22 protein-coding genes are annotated in these 21,068 nt (G+C 50.5%); 12 read left to right on the top strand and 10 right to left on the bottom strand.

The window, feature by feature from the left end; translation table 11 throughout:
* Positions 1–131: 131 nt before the first annotated feature.
* Together coaD and rsmD are read right to left on the bottom strand one after the other, a co-directional pair.
* Positions 132–641, bottom strand: coding sequence for a pantetheine-phosphate adenylyltransferase (gene coaD, locus HCX92_RS13340; protein ID WP_169295454.1), 510 nt, complete (start codon positions 639–641; stop codon positions 132–134).
* A gap of 42 nt (positions 642–683) precedes the next feature.
* Entirely contained in the window at positions 684–1,271 is a 588-nt protein-coding gene (gene rsmD, locus HCX92_RS13335) for a 16S rRNA (guanine(966)-N(2))-methyltransferase RsmD (RefSeq protein WP_169295453.1), read from the bottom strand.
* 441 nt (positions 1,272–1,712) lie between these two features.
* Between rsmD and ftsY the strand changes: the two genes are divergently transcribed.
* Positions 1,713–2,837 (top strand): signal recognition particle-docking protein FtsY, encoded by a 1,125-nt coding sequence (ftsY, locus tag HCX92_RS13330; protein WP_211182408.1) that lies wholly within the window; start codon positions 1,713–1,715, stop codon positions 2,835–2,837.
* 179 nt (positions 2,838–3,016) lie between these two features.
* Here ftsY and HCX92_RS13325 read toward each other — a convergent pair whose 3' ends face one another.
* From HCX92_RS13325 to HCX92_RS13315, 3 genes are all read right to left on the bottom strand, one after another.
* The gene (locus tag HCX92_RS13325) at positions 3,017–4,726 is read right to left on the bottom strand and encodes a CYTH and CHAD domain-containing protein (protein WP_169295451.1); all 1,710 of its coding nucleotides are present in this window, start codon (positions 4,724–4,726) and stop codon (positions 3,017–3,019) included.
* 90 nt (positions 4,727–4,816) lie between these two features.
* Positions 4,817–6,355 (bottom strand): glycerol-3-phosphate dehydrogenase, encoded by a 1,539-nt coding sequence (gene glpD / locus HCX92_RS13320; RefSeq protein WP_169295450.1) that lies wholly within the window; start codon positions 6,353–6,355, stop codon positions 4,817–4,819.
* A gap of 52 nt (positions 6,356–6,407) precedes the next feature.
* Positions 6,408–6,890: a MarR family winged helix-turn-helix transcriptional regulator gene (locus tag HCX92_RS13315; RefSeq protein WP_169295449.1), complete on the bottom strand. Its 483-nt coding sequence runs from the start codon at positions 6,888–6,890 to the stop codon at positions 6,408–6,410.
* A 429-nt stretch (positions 6,891–7,319) separates the two neighbouring features.
* On the opposite strand from HCX92_RS13315, the gene ribBA reads away from it, so the two are divergent.
* The 6 genes from ribBA (at position 7,320) to HCX92_RS13285 (ending at position 11,690) form a co-directional block, all read left to right on the top strand.
* A complete protein-coding gene (ribBA, locus tag HCX92_RS13310) occupies positions 7,320–8,468 on the top strand; it encodes a bifunctional 3,4-dihydroxy-2-butanone-4-phosphate synthase/GTP cyclohydrolase II (protein WP_169295448.1) in 1,149 nt (382 codons plus the stop codon).
* A 34-nt stretch (positions 8,469–8,502) separates the two neighbouring features.
* Positions 8,503–9,039, top strand: coding sequence for a 6,7-dimethyl-8-ribityllumazine synthase (ribH, locus tag HCX92_RS13305; RefSeq protein WP_169295447.1), 537 nt, complete (start codon positions 8,503–8,505; stop codon positions 9,037–9,039).
* Positions 9,040–9,065: 26 nt separating this feature from the next.
* Positions 9,066–9,512 (top strand): transcription antitermination factor NusB, encoded by a 447-nt coding sequence (gene nusB / locus HCX92_RS13300; protein WP_169295566.1) that lies wholly within the window; start codon positions 9,066–9,068, stop codon positions 9,510–9,512.
* A 6-nt stretch (positions 9,513–9,518) separates the two neighbouring features.
* Positions 9,519–10,493, top strand: coding sequence for a thiamine-phosphate kinase (gene thiL, locus HCX92_RS13295; protein WP_169295446.1), 975 nt, complete (start codon positions 9,519–9,521; stop codon positions 10,491–10,493).
* Positions 10,494–10,538: 45 nt separating this feature from the next.
* Complete coding sequence (locus HCX92_RS13290; protein ID WP_169295445.1) at positions 10,539–11,099, top strand: phosphatidylglycerophosphatase A; 561 nt, start codon at positions 10,539–10,541, stop codon at positions 11,097–11,099.
* 78 nt (positions 11,100–11,177) lie between these two features.
* Positions 11,178–11,690 (top strand): CinA family protein, encoded by a 513-nt coding sequence (locus tag HCX92_RS13285; protein WP_169295444.1) that lies wholly within the window; start codon positions 11,178–11,180, stop codon positions 11,688–11,690.
* Positions 11,691–11,715: 25 nt separating this feature from the next.
* Here the strand turns inward: HCX92_RS13285 and pyrF are convergent, their stop codons facing one another.
* The 4 genes from pyrF to HCX92_RS13265 all read right to left on the bottom strand — a co-directional run bounded on the left by pyrF (position 11,716) and on the right by HCX92_RS13265 (position 15,249).
* On the bottom strand, positions 11,716–12,537 hold the full coding sequence (pyrF, locus tag HCX92_RS13280; protein WP_169295443.1) for an orotidine-5'-phosphate decarboxylase: 822 nt from the start codon (positions 12,535–12,537) through the stop codon (positions 11,716–11,718).
* 6 nt (positions 12,538–12,543) lie between these two features.
* Positions 12,544–12,933, bottom strand: coding sequence for a diacylglycerol kinase (locus HCX92_RS13275; RefSeq protein ID WP_169295442.1), 390 nt, complete (start codon positions 12,931–12,933; stop codon positions 12,544–12,546).
* 302 nt (positions 12,934–13,235) lie between these two features.
* Positions 13,236–14,882, bottom strand: a complete 1,647-nt coding sequence (gene groL / locus HCX92_RS13270; RefSeq protein ID WP_169295441.1) for a chaperonin GroEL — start codon at positions 14,880–14,882, stop codon at positions 13,236–13,238.
* A 79-nt stretch (positions 14,883–14,961) separates the two neighbouring features.
* Entirely contained in the window at positions 14,962–15,249 is a 288-nt protein-coding gene (locus HCX92_RS13265; protein WP_169295440.1) for a co-chaperone GroES, read from the bottom strand.
* Positions 15,250–15,759: 510 nt separating this feature from the next.
* On the opposite strand from HCX92_RS13265, the gene HCX92_RS13255 reads away from it, so the two are divergent.
* The 5 genes from HCX92_RS13255 (at position 15,760) to HCX92_RS13235 (ending at position 19,528) form a co-directional block, all read left to right on the top strand.
* Complete coding sequence (locus HCX92_RS13255; RefSeq protein ID WP_169295439.1) at positions 15,760–16,086, top strand: helix-turn-helix transcriptional regulator; 327 nt, start codon at positions 15,760–15,762, stop codon at positions 16,084–16,086.
* A 77-nt stretch (positions 16,087–16,163) separates the two neighbouring features.
* Positions 16,164–17,192: an ACR3 family arsenite efflux transporter gene (gene arsB, locus HCX92_RS13250; protein ID WP_169295438.1), complete on the top strand. Its 1,029-nt coding sequence runs from the start codon at positions 16,164–16,166 to the stop codon at positions 17,190–17,192.
* Positions 17,193–17,231: 39 nt separating this feature from the next.
* Positions 17,232–17,654 (top strand): arsenate reductase (glutaredoxin), encoded by a 423-nt coding sequence (gene arsC, locus HCX92_RS13245; RefSeq protein WP_169295437.1) that lies wholly within the window; start codon positions 17,232–17,234, stop codon positions 17,652–17,654.
* Complete coding sequence (gene arsH / locus HCX92_RS13240; RefSeq protein WP_169295436.1) at positions 17,638–18,381, top strand: arsenical resistance protein ArsH; 744 nt, start codon at positions 17,638–17,640, stop codon at positions 18,379–18,381. Before arsC ends, arsH begins: the two co-directional genes overlap by 17 nt.
* A gap of 55 nt (positions 18,382–18,436) precedes the next feature.
* Positions 18,437–19,528 carry an ArsO family NAD(P)H-dependent flavin-containing monooxygenase gene (locus HCX92_RS13235; protein ID WP_248290066.1) on the top strand — a complete coding sequence of 364 codons (1,092 nt, stop codon included), beginning with the start codon at positions 18,437–18,439 and terminating at the stop codon, positions 19,526–19,528.
* A gap of 23 nt (positions 19,529–19,551) precedes the next feature.
* On the opposite strand, the gene HCX92_RS13230 is transcribed toward HCX92_RS13235, so the two are convergent.
* Entirely contained in the window at positions 19,552–21,018 is a 1,467-nt protein-coding gene (locus HCX92_RS13230) for a short-chain fatty acyl-CoA regulator family protein (protein ID WP_169295435.1), read from the bottom strand.
* Between the last annotated feature and the right edge of the window lie 50 nt (positions 21,019–21,068).

The following is a 21,068-nucleotide window of genomic DNA, read 5'->3' as shown; positions in this document are numbered from 1 at the left end:
GCGCATCTGCAGGCTGTAAAAAATATGCCAGAATGAAATGACCTGAATTTGTATTATTGCAAAATCAGGTCATGACAGGGTGTTTTGAATATCGTTAACCGTATCGGTAAGCCGGTACTTAACGATATGGCTTATTTAGATTGTGCGGCTTTGGCTTCTTTCCTGGCCCTGGCTTTTTCTTGCAGCCAGCGCTCTACGGACGGAAAAACAAATTTGCTCACGTCGCCACCGAGCAGTGCAATTTCACGTACAAAAGTGCCGGAAATAAACTGGTACTGGTCTGAGGGCGTCATGAACAGGGTTTCGACATCGGGCAGCAGGTGGCGGTTCATGCCAGCCATCTGGAATTCGTATTCGAAGTCGGAGACTGCGCGCAAGCCACGGATAATGACACGTGCCTCTTCCTGGCGGGCAAAGTCTTTGAGCAGACCATCGAAAGTTTTGACCGTCACGTTACTGTAGTGACCCAATACTTCATTGGCGATTTCCAGTCTTTCCTCAAGCGTAAACAAAGGATTTTTACCCGCGCTTGAGGCAACACCAATAACAACTTTGTCAAACAGGCCTGCTGCCCGACGAACCAAATCTTCATGGCCTCTGGTGAGTGGGTCAAAGGTACCTGGATATACGGCAGTGATCATGGCAAATATCTTTTGAAAAAAAAGGGATTATAAGGTAATTTACTACACTTCATTAAATTGGTGTAGCTGAAAAAACACGGCACCGGCCTTTCCTTCCTTCATTAATTTGAAAGGGGGACTTAAGGTGATTTTTTTTTCGGATTCTGTATAAAGTAATGAGCCGGGTTTCAAAATTTGGGGCAGATAAGGCAAAACTTCCTGGATTAAATCCTTTTGAAATGGGGGATCCAGAAAAACCAGGTCAAAGCGGCTGGCATCCATGCGTTTTAGAACCAGCATGGCGTCACCATTGTTAATCCGTACTTGCTGCAAATTGAGCTTGTCGCGAATTTGTCGCAGATTGAGCATGGCTTGGGGGTTGTTTTCAACCATTTGCACGTGTTCTGCGCCACGTGAGGCGGCTTCAAAGCCCAGGGCACCTGTGCCGGCAAACAGATCCAGAACCGATTTATTACTGTAATCACTGTCCCATAAGTGGTTAATCCAGTTGAAAACGGTTTCCCGAACGCGGTCAGGCGTGGGGCGCAGCCCCGGAACGTCGGCCACCGGAAGGATCGTGCGCTTGAGATGGCCTCCGATAATACGGACTTTATGCGGTGTCCCGCTGGTTTTTTTATAAGTTGTATTCATGATTTTTGTATTGCTGCATTGAACCCACTATGATCAAAAATGGTGGCGTTGAGCGCCATATTTGTCTGTGCTTGTACAGGATAAACGTGTTTGGGCAAAATAACGGCATCTTCCTGTGGTTTGCGTGGATAAGATTATAAGCGCAAGCAGAAAAGCAAAAATAAAAAACAGGACTGTTAAAATACTTCTTCAGAATCAAATTTTTAATATATCGAATTTCATATGTTCAGTTTCTTCAGGAAAAAAAAGCAACCCAAGCCGCAGGATCATAAAGACCAGGAAAGTCTTGTTGAGCAGACGGCACGTGGTGATGAGGCAGAAAGCCCGACGGCCAATGATCAGGCTTCTGTTTCAGAGGCTGTTCAGAATGCTCCCGTGTTGCCCGAACACACACCAGCGCCTGTTCAGGTAAATGAACAGGCCAGATCGGATCAGGATGCCATGCTTTTGGGGCAGGGCCAGGATATAGAGCATGCACAAATACCCGAGCAGCAGTCCAGTCAGCCTGTTGTTGAACAATCTGAACCTGCCGCACCTTTGGCATCACCGGCCACAAGCGATCCAGAACCGGTGCTATCCTCTTTGCCAGAGCCAGAGCCAGAGCCAGAGCCAGAGCCAGAGCCAGAGCCAGAGCCCGCCCCGGCCCCTGAAAAGAAATCATGGCTTTCGCGTCTTAAACAGGGGTTGTCCAGAACCGGTTCAAGTATTAGTGCCATTTTTGTCGGTGTCAAGGTTGATGAAAACCTGTTTGAAGAGCTTGAAACGGCACTGATCATGGCTGATTCGGGTATGGAAGCCACGGAATCACTGCTTAAAGCTTTGCGCGCCAAGGTCAAGAAAGAGCGGATTGATGATGCCGCAAAAGTGAAAGCCGCCTTGAAAGAACTGTTGACCGAGCACCTTAAACCGCTGGAAAAAGATTTTAATCTGAAGCGTGCCTCTCCGTTGGTGGTCATGATCGCAGGCGTGAATGGTGCCGGTAAAACCACATCTATTGGCAAACTGGCCCATCATTTTCAGGCCCAGGGCGCCAGCGTCCTGCTGGCTGCAGGTGACACTTTCAGGGCAGCTGCCCGCGAGCAACTGATTGAATGGGGTTCGCGCAACAATGTGGCCGTTATTGCCCAGGATGGCGGTGACCCTGCCGCAGTTGCCTTTGATGCCGTCAATGCCGGCAAGGCGCGTAATGCATCAGTGGTCATGGTTGATACTGCCGGACGTTTGCCCACCCAGCTTCATTTAATGGAAGAACTGAAAAAAATCAGGCGTGTGATTGGCAAGGCGGATGCTTCCGCACCGCATGAAGTGTTGCTGGTGGTGGATGGTAATACGGGTCAGAATGCCATTTCCCAAATCAAGGCTTTTGACGCGGCCCTGGATTTAACCGGTCTTATCGTGACCAAACTGGATGGTACGGCCAAAGGTGGTACGCTGGCAGCCGTTGCCGCAGGCAGTCATGGTGTACGCCCGATTCCGGTTTATTGGATTGGTGTGGGTGAATCCCTGCATGATCTGCAGCCGTTTGTTGCTTCGGAATTTGCCGGTGCACTGCTCGGAGAAGGCTAGGTCGTTGCGATATGGCCATTCGGCTTAAATGAAAACCACCCTATGAAGATAATGCAAGCTGGCATTAAAAGTTCATAGGGTGGTTTTTTCGGATTGTGCCGGTCTATTCAAGTATAAGGCTTGTTGTTCCAGGATTTATTGCCCTCCTTGCGGAAAGGAGGCATGAACGGCTTTATGGTTCAAAACTTGATGCGCTTTGGCAGTTCTTTCAATGCTTCATCAGCGTGTTTTTTGCAGGTTTCCAGATTGGCGGATAGCCAGCCCACGGCAAACCAGGTTTCAGGGTAAGCATCGGTGTACTGACGGTAAAACGTATGGGTGGTTGAGTAGTCGTTGAGAATGCCAAACGTTTCCTGTGCCGCGGCCAGTCGCTTCACATAAAAACCCAGGTTGCTGTCGGTATGAAGTGCCTCATAGACATTCAGGCCGTAACGCATTCGCTTGATTTTTTTGCGCAGGTCATGATAGGCCTCAATATCGTTTTTATCCTCGGTTTTCCAGTGGTTGACAATATCCTTGTTCCATTTGTTAAGCTGTGCTTCCAGTTGTTTGCGCAGCGTGACTTTAGGCTGTGTGGATGGAATCAGGGGGATAATCAGCAGGGGAGGCTGGCTGTTGGCCGTGTTTTCCTTAGGTGATTTTTCCGCTGCTTTGGTTGTGCTTTCCTGGAGTGGGGTATGTTTATCCACATCCTCGACATCAATTGCCATATCCATGGCCGCAGGGGCTTCTGTTACTTCTGCCGCTTCGTCTGTTGCGGGGATGGGATCGATGGCGGGTGTCAATACCGTCCACTTCAGCAATTTAACCAGCCATGATTGGAAGGCAACGCTTTGTGCGATTTCCTGTGCGGTACGGACGCTCTCATGCTGTTCAAATTGGATATGAGGCATGCCTGCCGCTTCCAGTTTGGGCACAATGGTTTCCAGCATGACGTCCAGGTCACGGGTGGCACCAAAATGGCCAAGGTGTATTTTTAACTCTGCCCGCAGTTCGGGTTCGGGCAGGGTGGCAATTTTGCCAAAAAGTTTCCAGTTGCTTGCCAGGCGTCGCATGCCAATGCGCAGTTGGTGCACATGTTCTGGCCGGCCAACAGAAACCACACCCAGGGTGTCTATTTCAGCCAGTGGACCCGCATTGAAGCAGATTTGTTCAAGGCATTCCTCGGTGGTGGCAATGAGCGCCTGGGTGGCGTTCTGGTTTTTATTTATTTGATAGGGGCGGGCTTTGCGGGGTGCCCAGAAACGGTCAATTTCGCTTGTGCGAACAATTTGTGGTGATGTGGAGGTTTTTGCCTGTTTGATGTTTTGTGCGGCAGTAGCCAACGCATCACCACGGTGTGATTTGCTGCGTAAATCCAGCTGCAGTTTGTATTTTTCCAGCCAGCGCAAGCCCACTTCAAAAATAGCTTCGGGTGAACCGTTTTGCAGTTCAAACTCCACTTCGGAAACGGGCAGTTCAAGATCGCCAGAGCGGATAACACCACGGTCATAGGCGATTTCGATAATGCCTTTGGCAACACGATGTTTTCGGAATACCCGGACAACATCGGTTTCATAGCGTAGTTCCAGTGGGTTGTCCAGGTTGGTTAATACGGCCTGTGCAGGTGTCCCGACGTATAGAGACAGGTCCAGAATGGGACCCGGACGGTCGTGATTGAGTTCCAGTTTGCTGATGGCGTTATTGCCGGGCATTTTCAGGGTTTGAACCCATTGGGTACCTTCCAGACGCAGTCTGATCGCGACTTTGGCCTTGGCAAGTTCACGGGCAGGCGTATCAAAATACATGGCCCGCAAAGGAAGTTCTTCAGCCCGCGCCGTGCGCACGGCTTTTTCTACTGTTTTTTGCGCATGAATGGGCACATGCAGTTTAAGTTCCTGTTCAGACATAGGGGATTGACTTTATAAAATTCAGAGTACCCTATCTTAACATTTGAAATGGAGGTATTAAATGACAAGTGATGGCAGTGAGCGTTTATGTCACCTAAATGTCTGTTTTTCAAGCCATTTTTGCAAGGCAAGCGTTTGTTCCGGGGTGAAATGCAGGCCCAGTCGTGTTCTGCGCCATAAAATGTCTTGCGCATAGCGTGCCCATTCGTGTTCTAGCTGCCATTTCACTTCAGCTTCATATAAATCATGGCCAAAGTGTTGCCCAAGACTTTCGATATTGTTTTTTTCTGCCAGAAAATTCAAGGCAAGCGTACCATAGGTGCGGGCATATCGACGGGCTGTGTTTTCGGGCAGCCACGGGTATTGTTTTTGCAGTTGTGATATGAAAAGATTGATGTCTGCATTGGGCATATCAGCGCCAGGCAAGGGGGCTGCATGGGTCCAAGGCTGATGTTTGCCAGTGAAGGGGGCCAGTTTTTCAAGGGCGTGTTCGGCCAGTTTGCGATAGGTGGTGATTTTACCCCCAAAAATAGACAGCAGGGGGGGAGCGGAATCCGTGCCTCCACTCACGTCAAATACGTAATCACGTGTTGTGGTTGAGGCATTGCCCTGGGCATCATCGTAAAGGGGGCGTACGCCAGACCAGGTGGAGACAATGTCTTCATGGCGGATGGTCCGTTTGAAATAGGCATTGACCGATTGCAGCAGATAGTCGGTTTCTTCGGCAGAAATGGCGACTTTATCCGGATCTCCGTGAAAATCCACATCGGTGGTGCCAATCATTGAAAAATCATTTTGGTAAGGGGTGACAAAAATAATGCGCTTGTCTTGGTTTTGCAGGATATAGGCGTGCGTGCCGTCATAAAGCCTGGGGGTGACCAAATGGCTGCCCTTGACCAGTCGCAGTTTGTTGCGGCCAGCGGCTTTGTTGCCGTGCTGGGCCGCCAGGTTCTGGATATCATCCACCCATGGTCCTGCGGCATTGACCAGAATCTTTGCCTGTACGTTCTGGACAGTGCCATCCTGATGCCGTAAGGTAGCCAGCCAGGCGTTATCTTGCGTTTGAAGACCGATGCATTCGCAACGGGTTAAAATTTGTGCACCACGGGCCCGAGCGTCCATGGCATTAAGAATGACCAGACGAGAGTCATCAACATTGCAGTCCGAGTAAATAAACCCTTTTTTAATGCTGTCATTAAGGGGAGTGGCGTAGACCGAGGTTTCAGCCAGGGAAATTTGCCGTGAACCGGGCAGATTTCGGGAGCGTTTGGCCAAGTGGTCGTACAAAAACAGGCCAATGCGAATCATCCAGGCTGGCCTGAGATGTTGGTTGTGGGGCAAGACAAAACGCATGGGGTGTACAATGTGTGGTGCATTGCCAAGCAAAACCTCGCGTTCGGCCAGTGCTTCGCGTACCAGTCGGAACTCATATTGTTCCAGGTATCTGAGGCCACCATGAATCAGTTTGCTGCTGGCCGAAGAGGTTGCGCCCGCCAGGTCCTGTTTCTCGCAAAGCAATACCTTCAGGCCCCTGCCTGCCGCATCCCGGGCAATACCCGTACCGTTAATACCGCCACCAATAACAAGAATATCCACTTTGTCCAAATATTGTGCTGCCGTTGTACTCATTGCCATCCCAGTGTCGGTCATATTGGTTAACGGGGAGATATAGGGTTAGCCCTTATTGTACGTCCTCATCGTTCAGGAGAAGGCGTTTTTTAAGATCTGCCAGTGATTTGTACAGGCTTTTGTGGCTGGATTGGGACAAGCCGTCAAACATTTCCTGCAACCAGATGCCTTGGGCCTTGGCAATTTTGTTGTATTGGCGCCGCCCTTTAGGGGTCAGCTTGATGAAAGTGCTGCGGCGGTCTTCTTTGTTGACAATGCGGGTAATCAGCTCTTCTTTTTCGAGTTGTCCGGTAATGGCCGTGATGTTGCCATTGCTCACCATGAGCCGTTCGGACAGGTTGCCCATTTTCATGCCCTTGGGCTCTTGTGCCAGTTGTGCCATTAAATCAAAGCGTGGCAGGGTGGTTTCAAACTCAACGCGCAGGCGACTGCGGATTTTGTTTTCGATAAGATTGCTGCAGGTAAGCAGGCGAAGCCAAAGCTTGAGTTCTTGGTTGTCGGATTCCAGTGCGCGTGTTTCCAGGTCGTTTTGCATAGTTCCCCCTGATAGAGGTAATTGGTTGGATCAAGATAATCTTGTTTTAAGATTAATCAAACATGGCATTATTTTAAACCTGTCTTTCATAATATGGAACATATAATATTGAACCGTAAAACAAATTATTTAAATTTAAATAATGAAACCGGTACCAAAGTACAGGGTGCCAGGGTGGTATGCACCTTGCTTGCATGTTTTATGTGTCAAATTGTTTTTGTTTTGTTCCGGAATAGGGCATAATCGGGTAAACAGGCCGTCAATATTGACAGCAAGGCAATGGATATTGGAACAAACGGATTCCATGCTTGTTACAATATGTTGTGCAGTACGATTTACATATTTTCTTCCTATACTATGGGTAAAATACTCTCTTTTCGTTATTGCCCGCATTTTCAATAACATTTGTATTTGTCCGGAATTCACGTTATGACATCATCTGCAACAGAGCAAGCCTCAGTACAACAAAAATTTGATATTTCACCCGTTTCTGAAATAGTCAATGAACTCAGAATGGGGCGCATGGTCATTCTGGTCGATGAGGAAGACAGGGAAAATGAAGGCGATCTGGTGATGGCCGCCGAGTTCATCACGCCCGAGGCGATTAACTTCATGGTAACGCACGCGCGTGGCCTGGTTTGCCTGACCCTGACCGAAGAGCGCTGCAAGCAGCTTGAATTGCCGCTCATGGCCAGTAACAACGGCACCAGTTTTGGTACCAACTTTACGGTTTCCATCGAAGCTGCCGAAGGCGTAACAACGGGTATTTCGGCTGCTGACAGGGCTCATACCATCAAGGTAGCGGTTGCCCGCGATGCAAAACCGTCCGATTTGGTCAATCCAGGACACATTTTTCCGGTCAAGGCTGTTTCGGGTGGCGTGCTTATTCGTGCAGGCCATACTGAAGCCGGCTGTGACCTGACTGCGATGGCGGGGTTAACGCCAGCCGCTGTCATTTGTGAAATCCTTAAAACCGATGGCACGATGGCGCGTTTGCCTGATTTAATGGCTTTTGCCCAGGAGCATGGCCTGAAAATCGGTACGATCGCCGACCTTATTCAGTACCGCAGCGAACATGAGTCCATGATCCAGCGATTGGGTGAGCGTCAGCTTAAAACGCCATGGGGTCAGTTCCGTGCCGTTGCCTATAAAGACAAGGCCTCGGGCGCACCCCATATTGCATTGGTGCACGGCGATATCCGCCCCGATAAAGAAGTGCTGGTGCGCGTGCATGAGCCGCTTTCCGTACTCGATTTGTTAAATACTGAAGACAGTGAGCACAGCTGGGGAGTTTCCGACGCCCTCAAGGCGATTTCCGCTTCGGAATGCGGTGTGCTGGTATTGCTCAATTGTCAGGGTTCCGCCCAGTCTTTGGTTGAAACCATGGCGCAATGGGGCAAAGAAGAACCTGCCTCCAAAAAGACAGATCGATATGATTTGCGTACTTACGGTGTAGGTGCACAAATATTACGTGATTTAAACGTGGAAATCATGCGTTTGCTGGCTGTTCCACGTAAAATGCCAAGCATGGTCGGTTACTCGCTAACGGTAACCGGTTATGAATCTGCCCCTCAATGAATTTGCCCACTCACTCTGAATAATAGGAAGCGTTATGAAACCTTACACATTAGCCCCTGATCTTAATGGCGAAGGCCTGCATATTGGTATCGTATGTGCCCGTTTTAGCGAGGAAATCGGTTTTGCCGAACTGGAAGCTTGCCTGCAGGAACTGGGCGAACTGGGTGTTGATGAGCGTGATATCATGGTTGTGACCGTTCCTGGTGCCCTTGAAGTCGGTCTTACGCTGGCACAAATGGCAGAAACTTTCGAGTTTGATGCCCTGATTGCATTGGGTGCGGTGATTCGTGGTGAAACCTATCACTTCGAGATTGTGAGCAATGAAAGTGCAGCAGCTATTACGAGGGTTGCGCTGGATACCAATATTCCCATTGCAAACGGTATCCTGACCACGGAAAATGATGAGCAGGCCCAGGTTCGTGCAGCCCAAAAAGGCAAGGATTGCGCCCAGGTGGCCGTTGAAATGGCTAATTTGTCTGCTGCCCTGGTACCCGAGGCGGAAGATGATGAAGATTATGAAGACGATGATCGTGATGATGACGATTTCGACGATGAAGATGATGATAAATAGGATATCGAGTGATTGATAAAAATAAAATGAACAACAGAAGTGCCCGTCGTCGCGCGCGTGAATTTGCCCTGCAGGGCATTTACGCGTGGCTGATCAGTGGTGACAAGGATCTGCGGGAAGCGGGTGCTATTGATGCCCATATTCAGGAAGATAAAGACTTCGGCGACGCGGACAGGGTTTGGTTCAAGACCTTGCTGCATGGTGTTTTTGCCGAGGCTCCCATGCTTCGTGAACAGTTTACGCCCTATATAGACCGCCCACTTGATGAGCTGTCCCCCATTGAACACGGCATTTTGCTGATTGGCAGTTACGAGCTGATCAAGCATGTGGAAGTCCCCTATAAAGTGGCCATCAATGAGGCGGTTGAATTGGCTAAAGAGTTTGGGGGTACCGACGGCTTCAAGTTTGTCAATGGTGTACTCGACAAACTGGCGGCTGAAGTCAGGTCTGCCGAAGTCAATGCTGGCCGTTAAGCGTTAATGGCTGGGGAATTTGATTTAATCAGGCAGTTTTTTACACGCCAGGCTCCATCCGTACATGTTGGGGTAGGTGATGATTGTGCCGTGTTTGAGAGTGAGCCCGGTACACAAATAGCAACCAGCACAGACTTGCTGCTGGAAGGACGGCATTTTTTTTCTGATGTTGATCCATTCAAATTAGGGCATAAGGCGCTTGCCGTTAACCTGTCCGATCTTGGAGCGATGGGTGCCAAACCCATCGGCTGCCTTTTGGGGCTGGGTTTGCCTGATTTCAATGACGCATGGCTGGCGCGTTTTTCAGCCGGTTTTCATGCGTTGGCTGCCAAACATGGCTGTCCGCTTATTGGTGGCGATACCACGCGAAGTGAGCAGGGTATTGTTATCAGTGTTACTGTCTTTGGTTCCGTTACCGCTCCGTTCCTGACTCGTGGCAGTGCCTGTGAGGGGGACGATATTTGGGTTTCAGGCTCATTGGGAGCGGCCGATGTGGCCCTTTCACTGTTGATGCGTGTCAGGCAGGGTGAAGTGCTAAGCGACCCTGAACATGAGTTGCTCGAGAAAACCCGTCCTTGGCTTGAAATGCCCGTGCCACGGGTTGAATTAGGCCTGGCTTTACGCCATCTCGCTCATGCCGTCATAGATATTTCTGATGGTCTGCTGCAGGATTTGGGTCATATTCTTCAGGCCAGCAACCAGGGTGCGGTGCTGCAATTAAGCCAGATACCCGTTAATGCGGCCATTGCCGGCATCTCTGCGAAGCAAAAGCGTAAGGCAGTACTGGGTGGTGGCGATGTTTACGAGTTATGTTTTACGGCGCCAGTCCGGGGCAGGGAAAAAATCCGTGCGGTGGGTAAAGAATTGGGACTTTCATTAAGCATGATTGGTACCATTACATCGGAAAATCAACTTAAGGTACTGGATGAAGATTTAATTGAAATTCAGGATTTGCCTTCCGGATTTGATCATTTTCGTTAATATAATTAATCTTATGTACTTTTCATTAAAAGAATACACGCGCTAATGGATCAAAGTAACTCCCAGCAACAATCTGTTTTTCGACGCAGGTCCCTGAACAACAAAAAAAATCCGGTCAATTGGCCGAGTTTTGCATGGATAACGGGTAATACTCACCGTTTTTGTGCTTTTGGTTTGGGGTCCGGCTTGTTGCGTCCTGCATCGGGTACCTGGGGAACGCTGCTTGCCTGGTTATTATGGTGGCCTTTGCAACAGGTCCTGGGTAGCGAGTTATTGATGGGCCTGTTTTTGTTGTTTGCTTTTTTATATGGAACATACTGCTGTCACTATACCGCCAAAGAACTGAAAACTGATGATCATGGCGGTATTGTATGGGATGAGTTCGTGGCTTTCTGGTTGGTGCTGTTTATTATTGCACCCATGAACCTGGTCTGGCAGTTGGTTGCTTTTGTTTTATTTCGTTTTTTTGATATTGTCAAACCTTCTCCAATACGTTATTTTGATGCAAAGTTGAAAAACGGTTTTGGCATTATGTGGGATGATTTGCTTGCTTCAGCTTATACGCTGTTTGTCATTGCCATCCTGATGCGTCTGGTGGGTGTTTAAGTAACTAAATACTGGTAAGGTAAAGGTTGGTATGGCGGTTTGCATGCCAGCCCGGACTTACTGTCTGCGGGAAGTGTCATGACAGAATATTCAGAACAGGAATTTGAGGCGGCAAGCCGTCTGGGTGAAATATTGAAAAACAAGGGCTGGTTGCTGGTCACTGCCGAATCATGCACGGGCGGTCTGCTGGCGGGTGCCATTACTTCTGTGTCGGGTTCCAGTGAGTGGTATGATCGTGGATTCGTTACCTACACCAACGAATCCAAAATAGAGCTTCTGGATGTTAACGAACAGGCCTTGCAAAAATTTGGTGCAGTCAGTGAGCAGGTGGCCATTGAGATGGCTGAAGGGGCGTTGACCCGGACCATTACCGCCACTTGTGCAATGAGTACAACCGGTATTGCGGGGCCCACCGGTGGTACCGAGGGCAAGCCGGTTGGAATGGTGTGTTTTGCGCTTGCTTACCGAAAGAAAGACGGGATTGTCACCTTGCCCTTTACCCGGCATTTTAGCGGTGATAGAGCGCAAGTGCGTCAGCAGTCAGTGTTGTTTGCCCTGACTGCCGCCAGCAGGATTTTTGAAGAAAATTAGTCCCGCGCAATTTTGCTTTGTCGCTTCAGCCACGTGCTGCATTAATGGCATCACGGGTTTGCATGGCGACAGATGCTGCCGCTTCCTGCCAGTCATCGCCAGAGCTGGCGTACAGAATGGCACGTGAGGAATTGATCATCATACCGGTAGAACAGGTGTTTTTGCCAGCCTGTACCGTGCTGTTTATGTCCCCACCTTGGGCGCCAATGCCTGGTACCAGCAAAGGTACATCATCGCCTACCCGTTCACGAACTTTTTTCAATTCTTCAGGAAAGGTCGCGCCGACCACCAGTCCGCATTGACCATGACGATTCCATTTTTCCGCCACCAATGAGGCAACATGCAGGTATAAGGGCTCACCGCTTGATGACTCAAAAAACTGCAGGTCGGATCCACCAGGATTTGAGGTACGGCATAAAATAATGACGCCTTTGTTTTGCCAGGCCAGGTAGGGTTCAATTGAATCAAAACCCATATAAGGATTAACCGTCACGGCATCAGCCTGGTAACGTTTGTAAGCTTCTTTGGCGTAATGTTCGGCGGTTGTGCCAATATCTCCGCGCTTTGAGTCAAGCACTAGTGGGAGGTGTGGATAGGTTTTTTTAATGTAGTCACAAAGGGCTGCCAGCTGATCTTCAGCGCTTTCTGAGGCGAAATAGGCAATTTGTGGCTTGAAGCCGCATACATAGGGGGCGGTGGCATCAATAATGCCCTTGCAGAAATCAAAAATGGCCTGTTTGCTTTGTTGGATGCAGGGAGGGAAGCGGTTTGGGTCGGGGTCAAGTCCTACCATCAATAAGGAGTTGCTGTTTTTCCAGGCGGCTTCCAGTTTTTCGGTAAAAGTCATACTAAATCAAATAAATGGGTCGATTGCAATGGCAATCCAGACGATGGTGGTAAATATAAGGGTGAGCATGACGGCAGCGCTACCAAGATCTTTTGCGCGTCCCAGCAATGGATGATGCTCCAGGCTAATTTGATCGGCCAGTGCCTCAAGGGCGGAGTTGAGCAATTCAACCACCAGGACACATACCAGTGTTGCCAGCAGGAACAGAATTTCAAGCAAGTTGCGGCCCAAATAGAACGCCAGAGGCATCATGATGGCACACAAGAGCAATTCCTGGCGAAAAGCGGCTTCATGTTTGAAGGCGGCTTTTAATCCCTGTGTGGAATATTGCGCTGCTTTAACAATACGTTGTAGGCCACTTTTGCTTTTAAACGGCGATTCATTCGGTAGGGTCATGGTTTTAAAAGTAAAAAGGCACTCGCAACCGGCAAATTGTACGGCTGATGTTCAATGCATCACAGGCGTTATTGTAGTGCAACTTGCTTGCCTGACTCGCCAATAAGCGATGTGGATGAAAAAAATCGTCACTGGAATGCAGCAGGATTATTGTTAGAGAGGGGCTTGATGAGCCATTTTGGATGGTGGGCAAGAGGATATTGTTTTACAAATGTTTATCGCAAAGAAAAACCCGGGCCAGAGACCCGGGTTCATGTGGCTAAACGGAGCAAGGGAAGACTCCGTTTTATGGGACAGACAGATTAGAATCCGCCCATGCCACCCATACCGCCCATGCCGCCCATGTCAGGCATTGCAGCAGCAGGCTTGTCTTCTACGATTTCGCAAATGGCGGCTTCTGTGGTCAACAGCAGGCTGGCGACAGAGGCTGCGTTTTGCAGTGCTGTACGGGTTACTTTGGTTGGATCCAGAACACCTTGCTCAACCAGGTCACCGTATTCACCGGTAGCTGCGTTATAACCGTAGTTACCTGTGCCGTTGGCAACGTTGTTGACGACGACGCTAGGCTCTTCACCAGCGTTGGCAACGATGGTGCGCAAAGGTGCTTCAATGGCGCGCAGAATCAGTTTGATACCTGCGTCCTGGTCAGCGTTGGCACCGGTCAGGTCTTTGATTGCGTTTTTGGCACGGATCAGGGCAACACCACCGCCAGGAACAATACCTTCTTCAACCGCAGCGCGAGTTGCATGCAGGGCATCTTCAACACGTGCTTTTTTCTCTTTCATTTCAACTTCGGTAGCAGCACCCACGCGGATAACGGCAACACCGCCTGCCAGTTTGGCAACGCGCTCTTGCAGTTTTTCACGATCGTAGTCAGAAGTGGCTTCTTCGATTTGGGTGCGGATTTGTTTAACGCGGGCTTCGATGTTTGCGCTAACGCCAGCACCGTCGATGATGGTGGTGTTTTCTTTGCCTACTTCGATGCGTTTTGCCTGACCCAGATCTTCGATCGTGGCTTTTTCCAGAGACATGCCGGTTTCTTCAGAAATCACGGTACCACCGGTCAGGATGGCGATATCTTCCAGCATGGCTTTACGACGGTCACCAAAACCTGGTGCTTTAACAGCAGTGGTTTTCAGGATACCGCGGATGTTATTGACAACCAGTGTTGCCAGTGCTTCGCCTTCAACATCTTCAGCGATGATCAGCAGAGGACGGCTTGATTTGGCAACTTGTTCCAGTACGGGCAGCAGATCACGGATGTTGCTGATTTTTTTGTCGAAAATCAGAATAAATGGATCTTCCAGGGCAGCAACCTGTTTTTCCTGGTTGTTGATGAAGTAAGGAGACAGGTAACCACGGTCGAATTGCATACCCTCAACAACGTCGAGTTCGTTTTCGAGTGATTTGCCGTCTTCAACAGTGATCACGCCTTCTTTACCCACTTTGTCCATGGCGTTGGCAATGATGTCACCGATAGAAGCATCGCTGTTGGCAGAGATAGAGCCAACCTGGGCGATTTCTTTGCTGGTGGTGCAAGGTTTGGACAGTTTTTTCAGTTCTTCAATGGCAGCGCCAACGGCTTTGTCGATACCGCGCTTCAGGTCCATTGGGTTGATGCCAGCGGCAACGTATTTCAGGCCTTCTTCTACAACAGCCTGTGCCAATACGGTAGCGGTAGTGGTACCGTCACCGGCATTGTCGGAAGTTTTTGAAGCAACTTCTTTAACCAGTTGTGCACCGATGTTTTCAAATTTGTCTTTCAGTTCGATTTCTTTGGCAACGGAAACACCATCTTTGGTAACGGTAGGAGCGCCGAAAGAGCGATCGAGAACAACGTTACGGCCTTTAGGGCCCAATGTTGTTTTAACAGCGTTTGCCAGTGTGTTTACGCCACGCACGATACGAACGCGTGCGTCGTCACCGAATAATACTTGCTTTGCAGCCATTTTGAATTCCTTGATTATGTTTAAGTGCCATCAGTGTGCCTGATAGCAAAAATATGCATTTAAAATAAGTGGTTATTGCTTAAGCAACAACGGCGAGGATTTCGTCTTCGCGGATAACCAGCAGTTCTTCACCGTCTACTTTTACAGACTGGCCAGCATATTTACCGAACAATACTTTGTCACCAACTTTCAGGTCTACAGGCAATACTTTGCCGTCTTCTGTTTTTTTGCCTGGTCCAACAGCAATAACTTCACCTTGATCAGGTTTTTCAGCAGCGCTGTCAGGGATAACAATACCTGATGCTGTTTTCAGCTCGTTGTCTAAGCGCTTGATAATGACGCGATCTTGTAAAGGACGCAATGCCATGGAGAAACTCCTGTCTCTAATTAAGTTGTGTTAAAAAATCAGTAAGGAACCGGTTGTTAGCACTCGGCTTCCTTGAGTGCTAATTATAAGGACGAAACTGAAATTTTCAAGAGGGGGATTTTGAATTGTTACATTTTTGTCGAGGATGCTGTTGGCTTGTGTCGTTTTAGGGGAAAGTATACGAGTTTACAATGGTCACTTTATTTGTCACCTCTATTAATTCAATAATAATTGAATTATAATATTATCGAATAGTGGTGAGTATGTGGCTGAATGCTCCTATCTATAGGTTCGTGCTGAAGAAAGGAGTAAGTAGCAAGCAGTTTTGCACCTTCCTATTGCTTATGAATTTTTTCTTGACAGTGGCTAGCTGCACCAACAGCTGCCTATCGCCTGTTGCCCGAGTGGTTCATGAGAAGCTGGGCATCAGGCATGACAAAATCACCACTATCCATGATGCCAACATCAACTTGGTCGTGGACGCACAGTACAAAGATTTGAGGAGCCGTGATGAATGAACTCGAAGTGGTCAAGGCGCTTGCAGCGCTGGCCCAAGAAACCCGCCTGAAGTTATTTCGCCTGCTGGTGGTAGCAGGCAAAACAGGCTTGACGCCTAGCAGCATGTCGGAGACTTTGGAAGTGTCCACCACGGCCTTGTCTTTTCATCTTAAGGAACTTCACTTTGCTGGCCTGGTGACCAGTGAGCGCCATGGACGCTACGTCATTTACCGGGCAGAACTGGTCAAAATGAATGCTTTGCTGGCTTTTTTGACCGCAGAGTGCTGCCAGGGTGAGGGATGTGCAGACCTTAATGTGTCTGCTTGTGTGAATGGTTGAATGGCCTTTTGGGATGGGCCCGTGTCATCACATCCTTACAACGTATTTTTCTAGTGAGCCGCAGATAAAGGTAGATTATGGGAATTTTTGAACGTTTTTTAACAGTGTGGGTCGCCTTGGGCATTGGCGCTGGTGTAGTGCTGGGGCTGTGGTTGCCTGGGTTTTTTCAGACTGTGGCCGCCTTGGAATATGCACAAGTCAACCTTGTGGTGGCGGTATTTATCTGGGTGATGATTTACCCAATGATGATTCAGATTGACTGGCACGCCGTCAAAGACGTAGGCAAGCGCCCACAGGGCTTGCTCCTAACGCTGGTGGTCAACTGGCTCATCAAGCCTTTCACCATGGCGGCTTTAGGTGTGCTGTTTTTCCAGTACCTGTTTGCCCCTTGGGTGGATCCGCAATCGGCCAGCGAATACATTGCCGGCATGATTTTGCTCGGGGTAGCGCCATGTACGGCTATGGTATTTGTCTGGAGCCAATTAGTCAAAGGTGATGCCAACTACACCTTGGTACAGGTGTCGGTGAACGACCTCATCATGGTGGTGGCTTATGCCCCGATTGCAGCCTTTTTGCTGGGGGTGACCAACGTGACGGTGCCCTGGGAAACGCTGGTTCTGAGCACTGTATTGTATGTGGTGCTGCCACTGGCGGCGGGTATGCTGACACGACACTTGGTGCTCCAGCGGTCGTCCCAGGCCTTGACTGCTTATGTGGCAGCGCTTAAACCGTGGTCTATTGTCGGACTGATTGCGACGGTGGTGTTGCTGTTTGGATTCCAGGCAGAAACCATCGTGGCCCAGCCAGGTGTGATTGGACTGATTGCCGTGCCCTTGGTGCTGCAGACCTATGGCATTTTCTTCATCAGCTGGTGGATGGCGAAAAGGCTGAAGCTGCCGCACAACGTAGCAGGTCCTGCCTGCCTGATTGGCACGTCCAACTTTTTCGAATTGGCGGTGGCAGTGGCTATTTCTTTGTTCGGCCTAAATTCGGGCGCGGCCTTGGCCACCGTGGTGGGGGTGCTGGTGGAAGTGCCCGTTATGCTGTCTTTGGTGGCTATGGTGAACGCCTGGCGTCCCTCATCACTTGACCGTGCCCCTCTCTGACACCCCAAAGTATCAAGATTTTTACGAGGAATATCTGTAATGACTGACATCACGATTTACCACAACCCCCAGTGTGGCACCTCACGCAATACGCTGGCGATGATTCGCAACAGCGGTGTGGAGCCTCAGGTCATTGAATACCTGAAAACACCCCCCAGTCGCGAGGAGCTGATGAGCTTGGTGCAAGCCATTGGTCTGAGCTTGCGCGATGTGCTGCGTCAAAAGGGGACCCCCTACGACGAACTCGGACTGGGTAATCCAGCGCTGACGGATGCTCAATTGCTAGATGTGGTGGCGCAATACCCCATCCTGATACAGCGCCCCATCGTTAAGACACCGCTGGGTGTGCGCCTGTGCCGTCCTTCCGAGCGAGTACTGGAAATTTTGCCGAACCCGCAGCAAGGTCCGTTCACCAAAGAGGATGGAGAAGTCGTGATTGGAAAGGATGGACAACGTGCTTAAAAAAGAGACCAAATCACTGGCTGATTTGCCCGCAGCAGCACCGGAACATTTTCGGGTTCCAGACCCCGAACGCTTGGCTAATCCCATTCGCTCCAACCATCCACCTCGCATTTTGTTGTTGTATGGGTCATTGCGTGAGCGCTCTTTCAGCCGCCTGCTGGTCGAAGAAGCCGAGCGCTTGCTGCAAGCCATGGGAGCAGAAACCAAAATCTTCAATCCCAGCGGACTGCCTCTGCCCGACGATGCGACAGAGAGCCATCCCAAAGTGCAGGAGCTGCGCAGCCTGGCGCAGTGGGCCGAAGGCATGGTGTGGTGCTCGCCCGAGCGCCATGGAGCGATGACGGGCATCATGAAGGCTCAGATTGACTGGATTCCCCTGTCTGTAGGTGCTGTGCGACCCACTCAGGGCAAGACGCTGGCAGTGATGCAGGTATGTGGGGGCAGCCAGTCTTTCAATGCCGTCAATCAGATGCGTGTGTTGGGGCGCTGGATGCGCATGGTGACTATCCCGAATCAGTCCTCGGTCGCCAAGGCCTTTCAGGAGTTCGATGCCGAAAATCGCATGAAGCCCTCCAGCTACTACGACCGCGTAGTCGATGTGATGGAAGAGCTGGTTAAGTTCACCTTGCTTACGCGTGATGTTGCTCCCTATTTGGTGGAGCGCTATAGTGAGCGTAAGGAAAGCGCCGAAGCACTGAGCCGGCGCGTCAACCAGACCGAGATCTAACCACCCCATTCAACCTGCTGGCTCCTTTTGCGGGGACAGTGAATTTTGGAGTTTTATGATAAAAGCTGACAATAACCCTATGCATGTTGATGTGGTCATTATTGGTGGGGGTCAGGCGGGTTTGGCAACTGCATACTTTCTTCGCCGGACAGGTTTGTCGTTTGTAGTATTGGATAATCAGGTGCAACCTGGTGGTGCCTGGCTACACGGTTGGCAATCATTACGGTTGTTTTCGCCCGCGAATTGGAGCTCTTTGCCGGGCTGGCCCATGCCTGCATCCACATCGGGTGTTTATCCGTCGCGCGACGAGGTTCTTGATTATTTTACCCGCTATGAAGCACGGTACGCGATGCCCGTAATGCGACCTGTGCAGGTACAAAAAATATCAAAGGACGGTCAGTTCTTGCTGACCCATACTGAAAAAGCCATCTGGCAGAGTCGCGCGGTGGTCAGCGCTACCGGCAACTGGAGCAACCCTTACATCCCGGTGTATCCTGGATCTGACGTATTCAAGGGTAAGCAGCAGCACTCTGCTTCTTATATCGATCCAGAAGGGTATAAAAACCAGCGAGTGGCTGTTGTGGGTGGCGGCAACTCAGGCGCCCAGATTTTGGCTGAACTATCCAAAGTCGCACAAACCCTCTGGATCACTCCTTCACCCCCAGTTTTTTTGCCTGATGACGTTGATGGTCGGGTGCTGTTTGAGCGCGCTACTGAGCGCTGGTTAGCTCAGAAGGAAGGGAGAACTGTTGATATTCCCATTGGCGGCCTAGGCGATATTGTGATGGTGCCTCCGGTGCGTGAGGCCCGTGAACGGGGAGTGTTGGTTGCTGATCGTCCTTTTTCAAGATTCACTGAAACAGGTATTGCGTGGGATGATGGGCGACATCAGGAGATTGATGCTGTGGTTTGGTGCACAGGATTTCGGCCAGCGCTGCAACATCTAGCGGAGTTGGGTGTTGTTGAGCCAGACGGTAAAGTGCTGGTCAAGGAAGGCCATTGCATCAAGGAACCCCGACTGTGGCTAGTAGGTTACGGTGATTGGACGGGTCCGGCATCCGCCACGTTGGCTGGAGTCATGCGTGCCGCCCGAAGCTGCGTTGCGGAAATTGAACATAATCTGACTGAAGGTAGCTTCCATGGATAACATCTTGCTCTATGTGCCGGAATTCAAGGGTTGTTCATGGGGTAGGGAGAGACGCTGCTGAGGTTTTCATTGACGTCCAGCTCCCTGCCAATATACGGGAACGCGCGTTGGGCGCATTGTGGCCGCTCGCACACCCGGCAGCCCATGCCAATGGGTGTGGGAATATCCGGATTGCTGAAATCCAGCCCTTTTGCATAAACCAGCCGATGGGCATGAGCGACATCGCAACCCAGCGCGACAGCGAAATCTTTGCTTGGTTGTCCGAAGCCGCCGGTCTGACGGCATACGGTACGCGCAATCCACAGGTACACGCGTCCGTCGGGCATGCGTGCCAGTTGCCGGAGAATCCGCCCGGGGCTGGAAAAGGCTTCGTAGACATTCCATAAAGGACAGGCGCCACCGACACGGGAGAAATGAAAGTGGGCGGCAGACTGGCGTTTGGATATATTGCCCGCGCGGTCCACGCGGATGAAGAAAAACGGCACGCCCGTTGCATCGGGCCGCTGCATGGTGCTCAGGCGGTGGCAAACGGTTTCGAAGCTGACGCCAAACCGTTGTCCCAACAGGTCGATGTCATATTGCAATTGCTCGGCAGCAGCCAGGAACTGTCGGTAGGGCAGGATCAGCGCGGCCGCAAAATAGTTGGCCAGGCCCAGTCGTACCAATTTGCGTACCGCCTGACTGGAAAAGCGTGGTGCGTCCACCATGCGTTCAAGTACGGTGTCCAGCTCCAGAAATGCCAATTGTGTGCCCATTTGAAAGGCCCGTTGTCCGGGTGTGAGGTAAGGGGGCAGGCTAAGCTGGCGCAGTGTCGGGTTGTAGGCACGTTGCAGGCCCTTTTCTGCGGGCAGGTTGTTCACGATGACGCCATGTTGTTCGCGCAAGCGCTGCTCCAGTCGGTCCGCCAGGCCGGGTGTGGGTACGTCAGCCAGCCCCCAGGCGGTATGACATTGCTCCGCGTAGGCATCGAGTTGCGCGAAATAGTTGTGATGGGTAAAGAAAAAGTCGCGGGCTTCCTCGTAGGGTTGGGTTTGTATGAGCAGGGCATCGGTGGAGCTGCCAGGGTTCTGGTTCTGATGGGTCATTTTTTCAGTCATGGCTTCCAGCCGCTCTGCCGCTTCGCGGTGACGGCGGTGAAGATCAATCAAAACCCGACCTACCGCCGGCATATTCGTTGCGATTTCGTGTATTTCCGCCTGGGATATTCTGTCCCCTTCGTGTCCGCCGAGCGCTGATGCCGGCAGGGTGGCCGCCACTTCGTGCAAGGCAGCGATCATGCGCGTTTGTTCGTCGTCTGAAAACGCGTTGACGTCCATCTTGAACACTTCGCTCAAACGGCGCAGGACCGACATGGTCAAGGGCCGCTGGTTTTGTTCGATCTGATTCAGGTAGCTGGGAGACAGGCCCAGCATGCGGGCCAGCCCTATCTGGGTCAATTTGCGTTCCTCGCGCAACCGGCGTAATCGCACGCCCATAAATACTTTTCGCATGGTGGCCATTGAATCCAATACCGGCTTGATAAGGCTGATTAACTAAAAAA

This window comes from Advenella sp. EE-W14 (genome assembly GCF_012923605.1).
GTDB lineage: Bacteria > Pseudomonadota > Gammaproteobacteria > Burkholderiales > Burkholderiaceae_B > Advenella > Advenella alkanexedens.
Note: the sequence above shows the minus strand (reverse complement) of the source record. Positions and strands in the feature narration are given on the sequence as shown.

What these genes read in the sequence shown, in the direction of transcription:
- HCX92_RS13265 (WP_169295440.1), bottom strand. Translation starts at nt 15,249, where the DNA reads ATGGCATTGCGTCCTTTACAAGATCGCGTCATTATCAAGCGCTTAGAC.
- HCX92_RS13285 (WP_169295444.1), top strand. Translation starts at nt 11,178, where the DNA reads ATGACAGAATATTCAGAACAGGAATTTGAGGCGGCAAGCCGTCTGGGT.
- nusB (WP_169295566.1), top strand. Translation starts at nt 9,066, where the DNA reads ATGAACAACAGAAGTGCCCGTCGTCGCGCGCGTGAATTTGCCCTGCAG.
- coaD (WP_169295454.1), bottom strand. Translation starts at nt 641, where the DNA reads ATGATCACTGCCGTATATCCAGGTACCTTTGACCCACTCACCAGAGGC.
- groL (WP_169295441.1), bottom strand. Translation starts at nt 14,882, where the DNA reads ATGGCTGCAAAGCAAGTATTATTCGGTGACGACGCACGCGTTCGTATC.
- arsB (WP_169295438.1), top strand. Translation starts at nt 16,164, where the DNA reads ATGGGAATTTTTGAACGTTTTTTAACAGTGTGGGTCGCCTTGGGCATT.
- HCX92_RS13230 (WP_169295435.1), bottom strand. Translation starts at nt 21,018, where the DNA reads ATGCGAAAAGTATTTATGGGCGTGCGATTACGCCGGTTGCGCGAGGAA.
- glpD (WP_169295450.1), bottom strand. Translation starts at nt 6,355, where the DNA reads ATGAGTACAACGGCAGCACAATATTTGGACAAAGTGGATATTCTTGTT.
- pyrF (WP_169295443.1), bottom strand. Translation starts at nt 12,537, where the DNA reads ATGACTTTTACCGAAAAACTGGAAGCCGCCTGGAAAAACAGCAACTCC.
- HCX92_RS13255 (WP_169295439.1), top strand. Translation starts at nt 15,760, where the DNA reads ATGAATGAACTCGAAGTGGTCAAGGCGCTTGCAGCGCTGGCCCAAGAA.
- arsC (WP_169295437.1), top strand. Translation starts at nt 17,232, where the DNA reads ATGACTGACATCACGATTTACCACAACCCCCAGTGTGGCACCTCACGC.
- ribH (WP_169295447.1), top strand. Translation starts at nt 8,503, where the DNA reads ATGAAACCTTACACATTAGCCCCTGATCTTAATGGCGAAGGCCTGCAT.
- ftsY (WP_211182408.1), top strand. Translation starts at nt 1,713, where the DNA reads ATGCTTTTGGGGCAGGGCCAGGATATAGAGCATGCACAAATACCCGAG.
- rsmD (WP_169295453.1), bottom strand. Translation starts at nt 1,271, where the DNA reads ATGAATACAACTTATAAAAAAACCAGCGGGACACCGCATAAAGTCCGT.
- HCX92_RS13315 (WP_169295449.1), bottom strand. Translation starts at nt 6,890, where the DNA reads ATGCAAAACGACCTGGAAACACGCGCACTGGAATCCGACAACCAAGAA.
- HCX92_RS13235 (WP_248290066.1), top strand. Translation starts at nt 18,437, where the DNA reads ATGATAAAAGCTGACAATAACCCTATGCATGTTGATGTGGTCATTATT.
- HCX92_RS13290 (WP_169295445.1), top strand. Translation starts at nt 10,539, where the DNA reads ATGGATCAAAGTAACTCCCAGCAACAATCTGTTTTTCGACGCAGGTCC.
- arsH (WP_169295436.1), top strand. Translation starts at nt 17,638, where the DNA reads ATGGACAACGTGCTTAAAAAAGAGACCAAATCACTGGCTGATTTGCCC.
- HCX92_RS13325 (WP_169295451.1), bottom strand. Translation starts at nt 4,726, where the DNA reads ATGTCTGAACAGGAACTTAAACTGCATGTGCCCATTCATGCGCAAAAA.
- thiL (WP_169295446.1), top strand. Translation starts at nt 9,519, where the DNA reads ATGGCTGGGGAATTTGATTTAATCAGGCAGTTTTTTACACGCCAGGCT.
- ribBA (WP_169295448.1), top strand. Translation starts at nt 7,320, where the DNA reads ATGACATCATCTGCAACAGAGCAAGCCTCAGTACAACAAAAATTTGAT.
- HCX92_RS13275 (WP_169295442.1), bottom strand. Translation starts at nt 12,933, where the DNA reads ATGACCCTACCGAATGAATCGCCGTTTAAAAGCAAAAGTGGCCTACAA.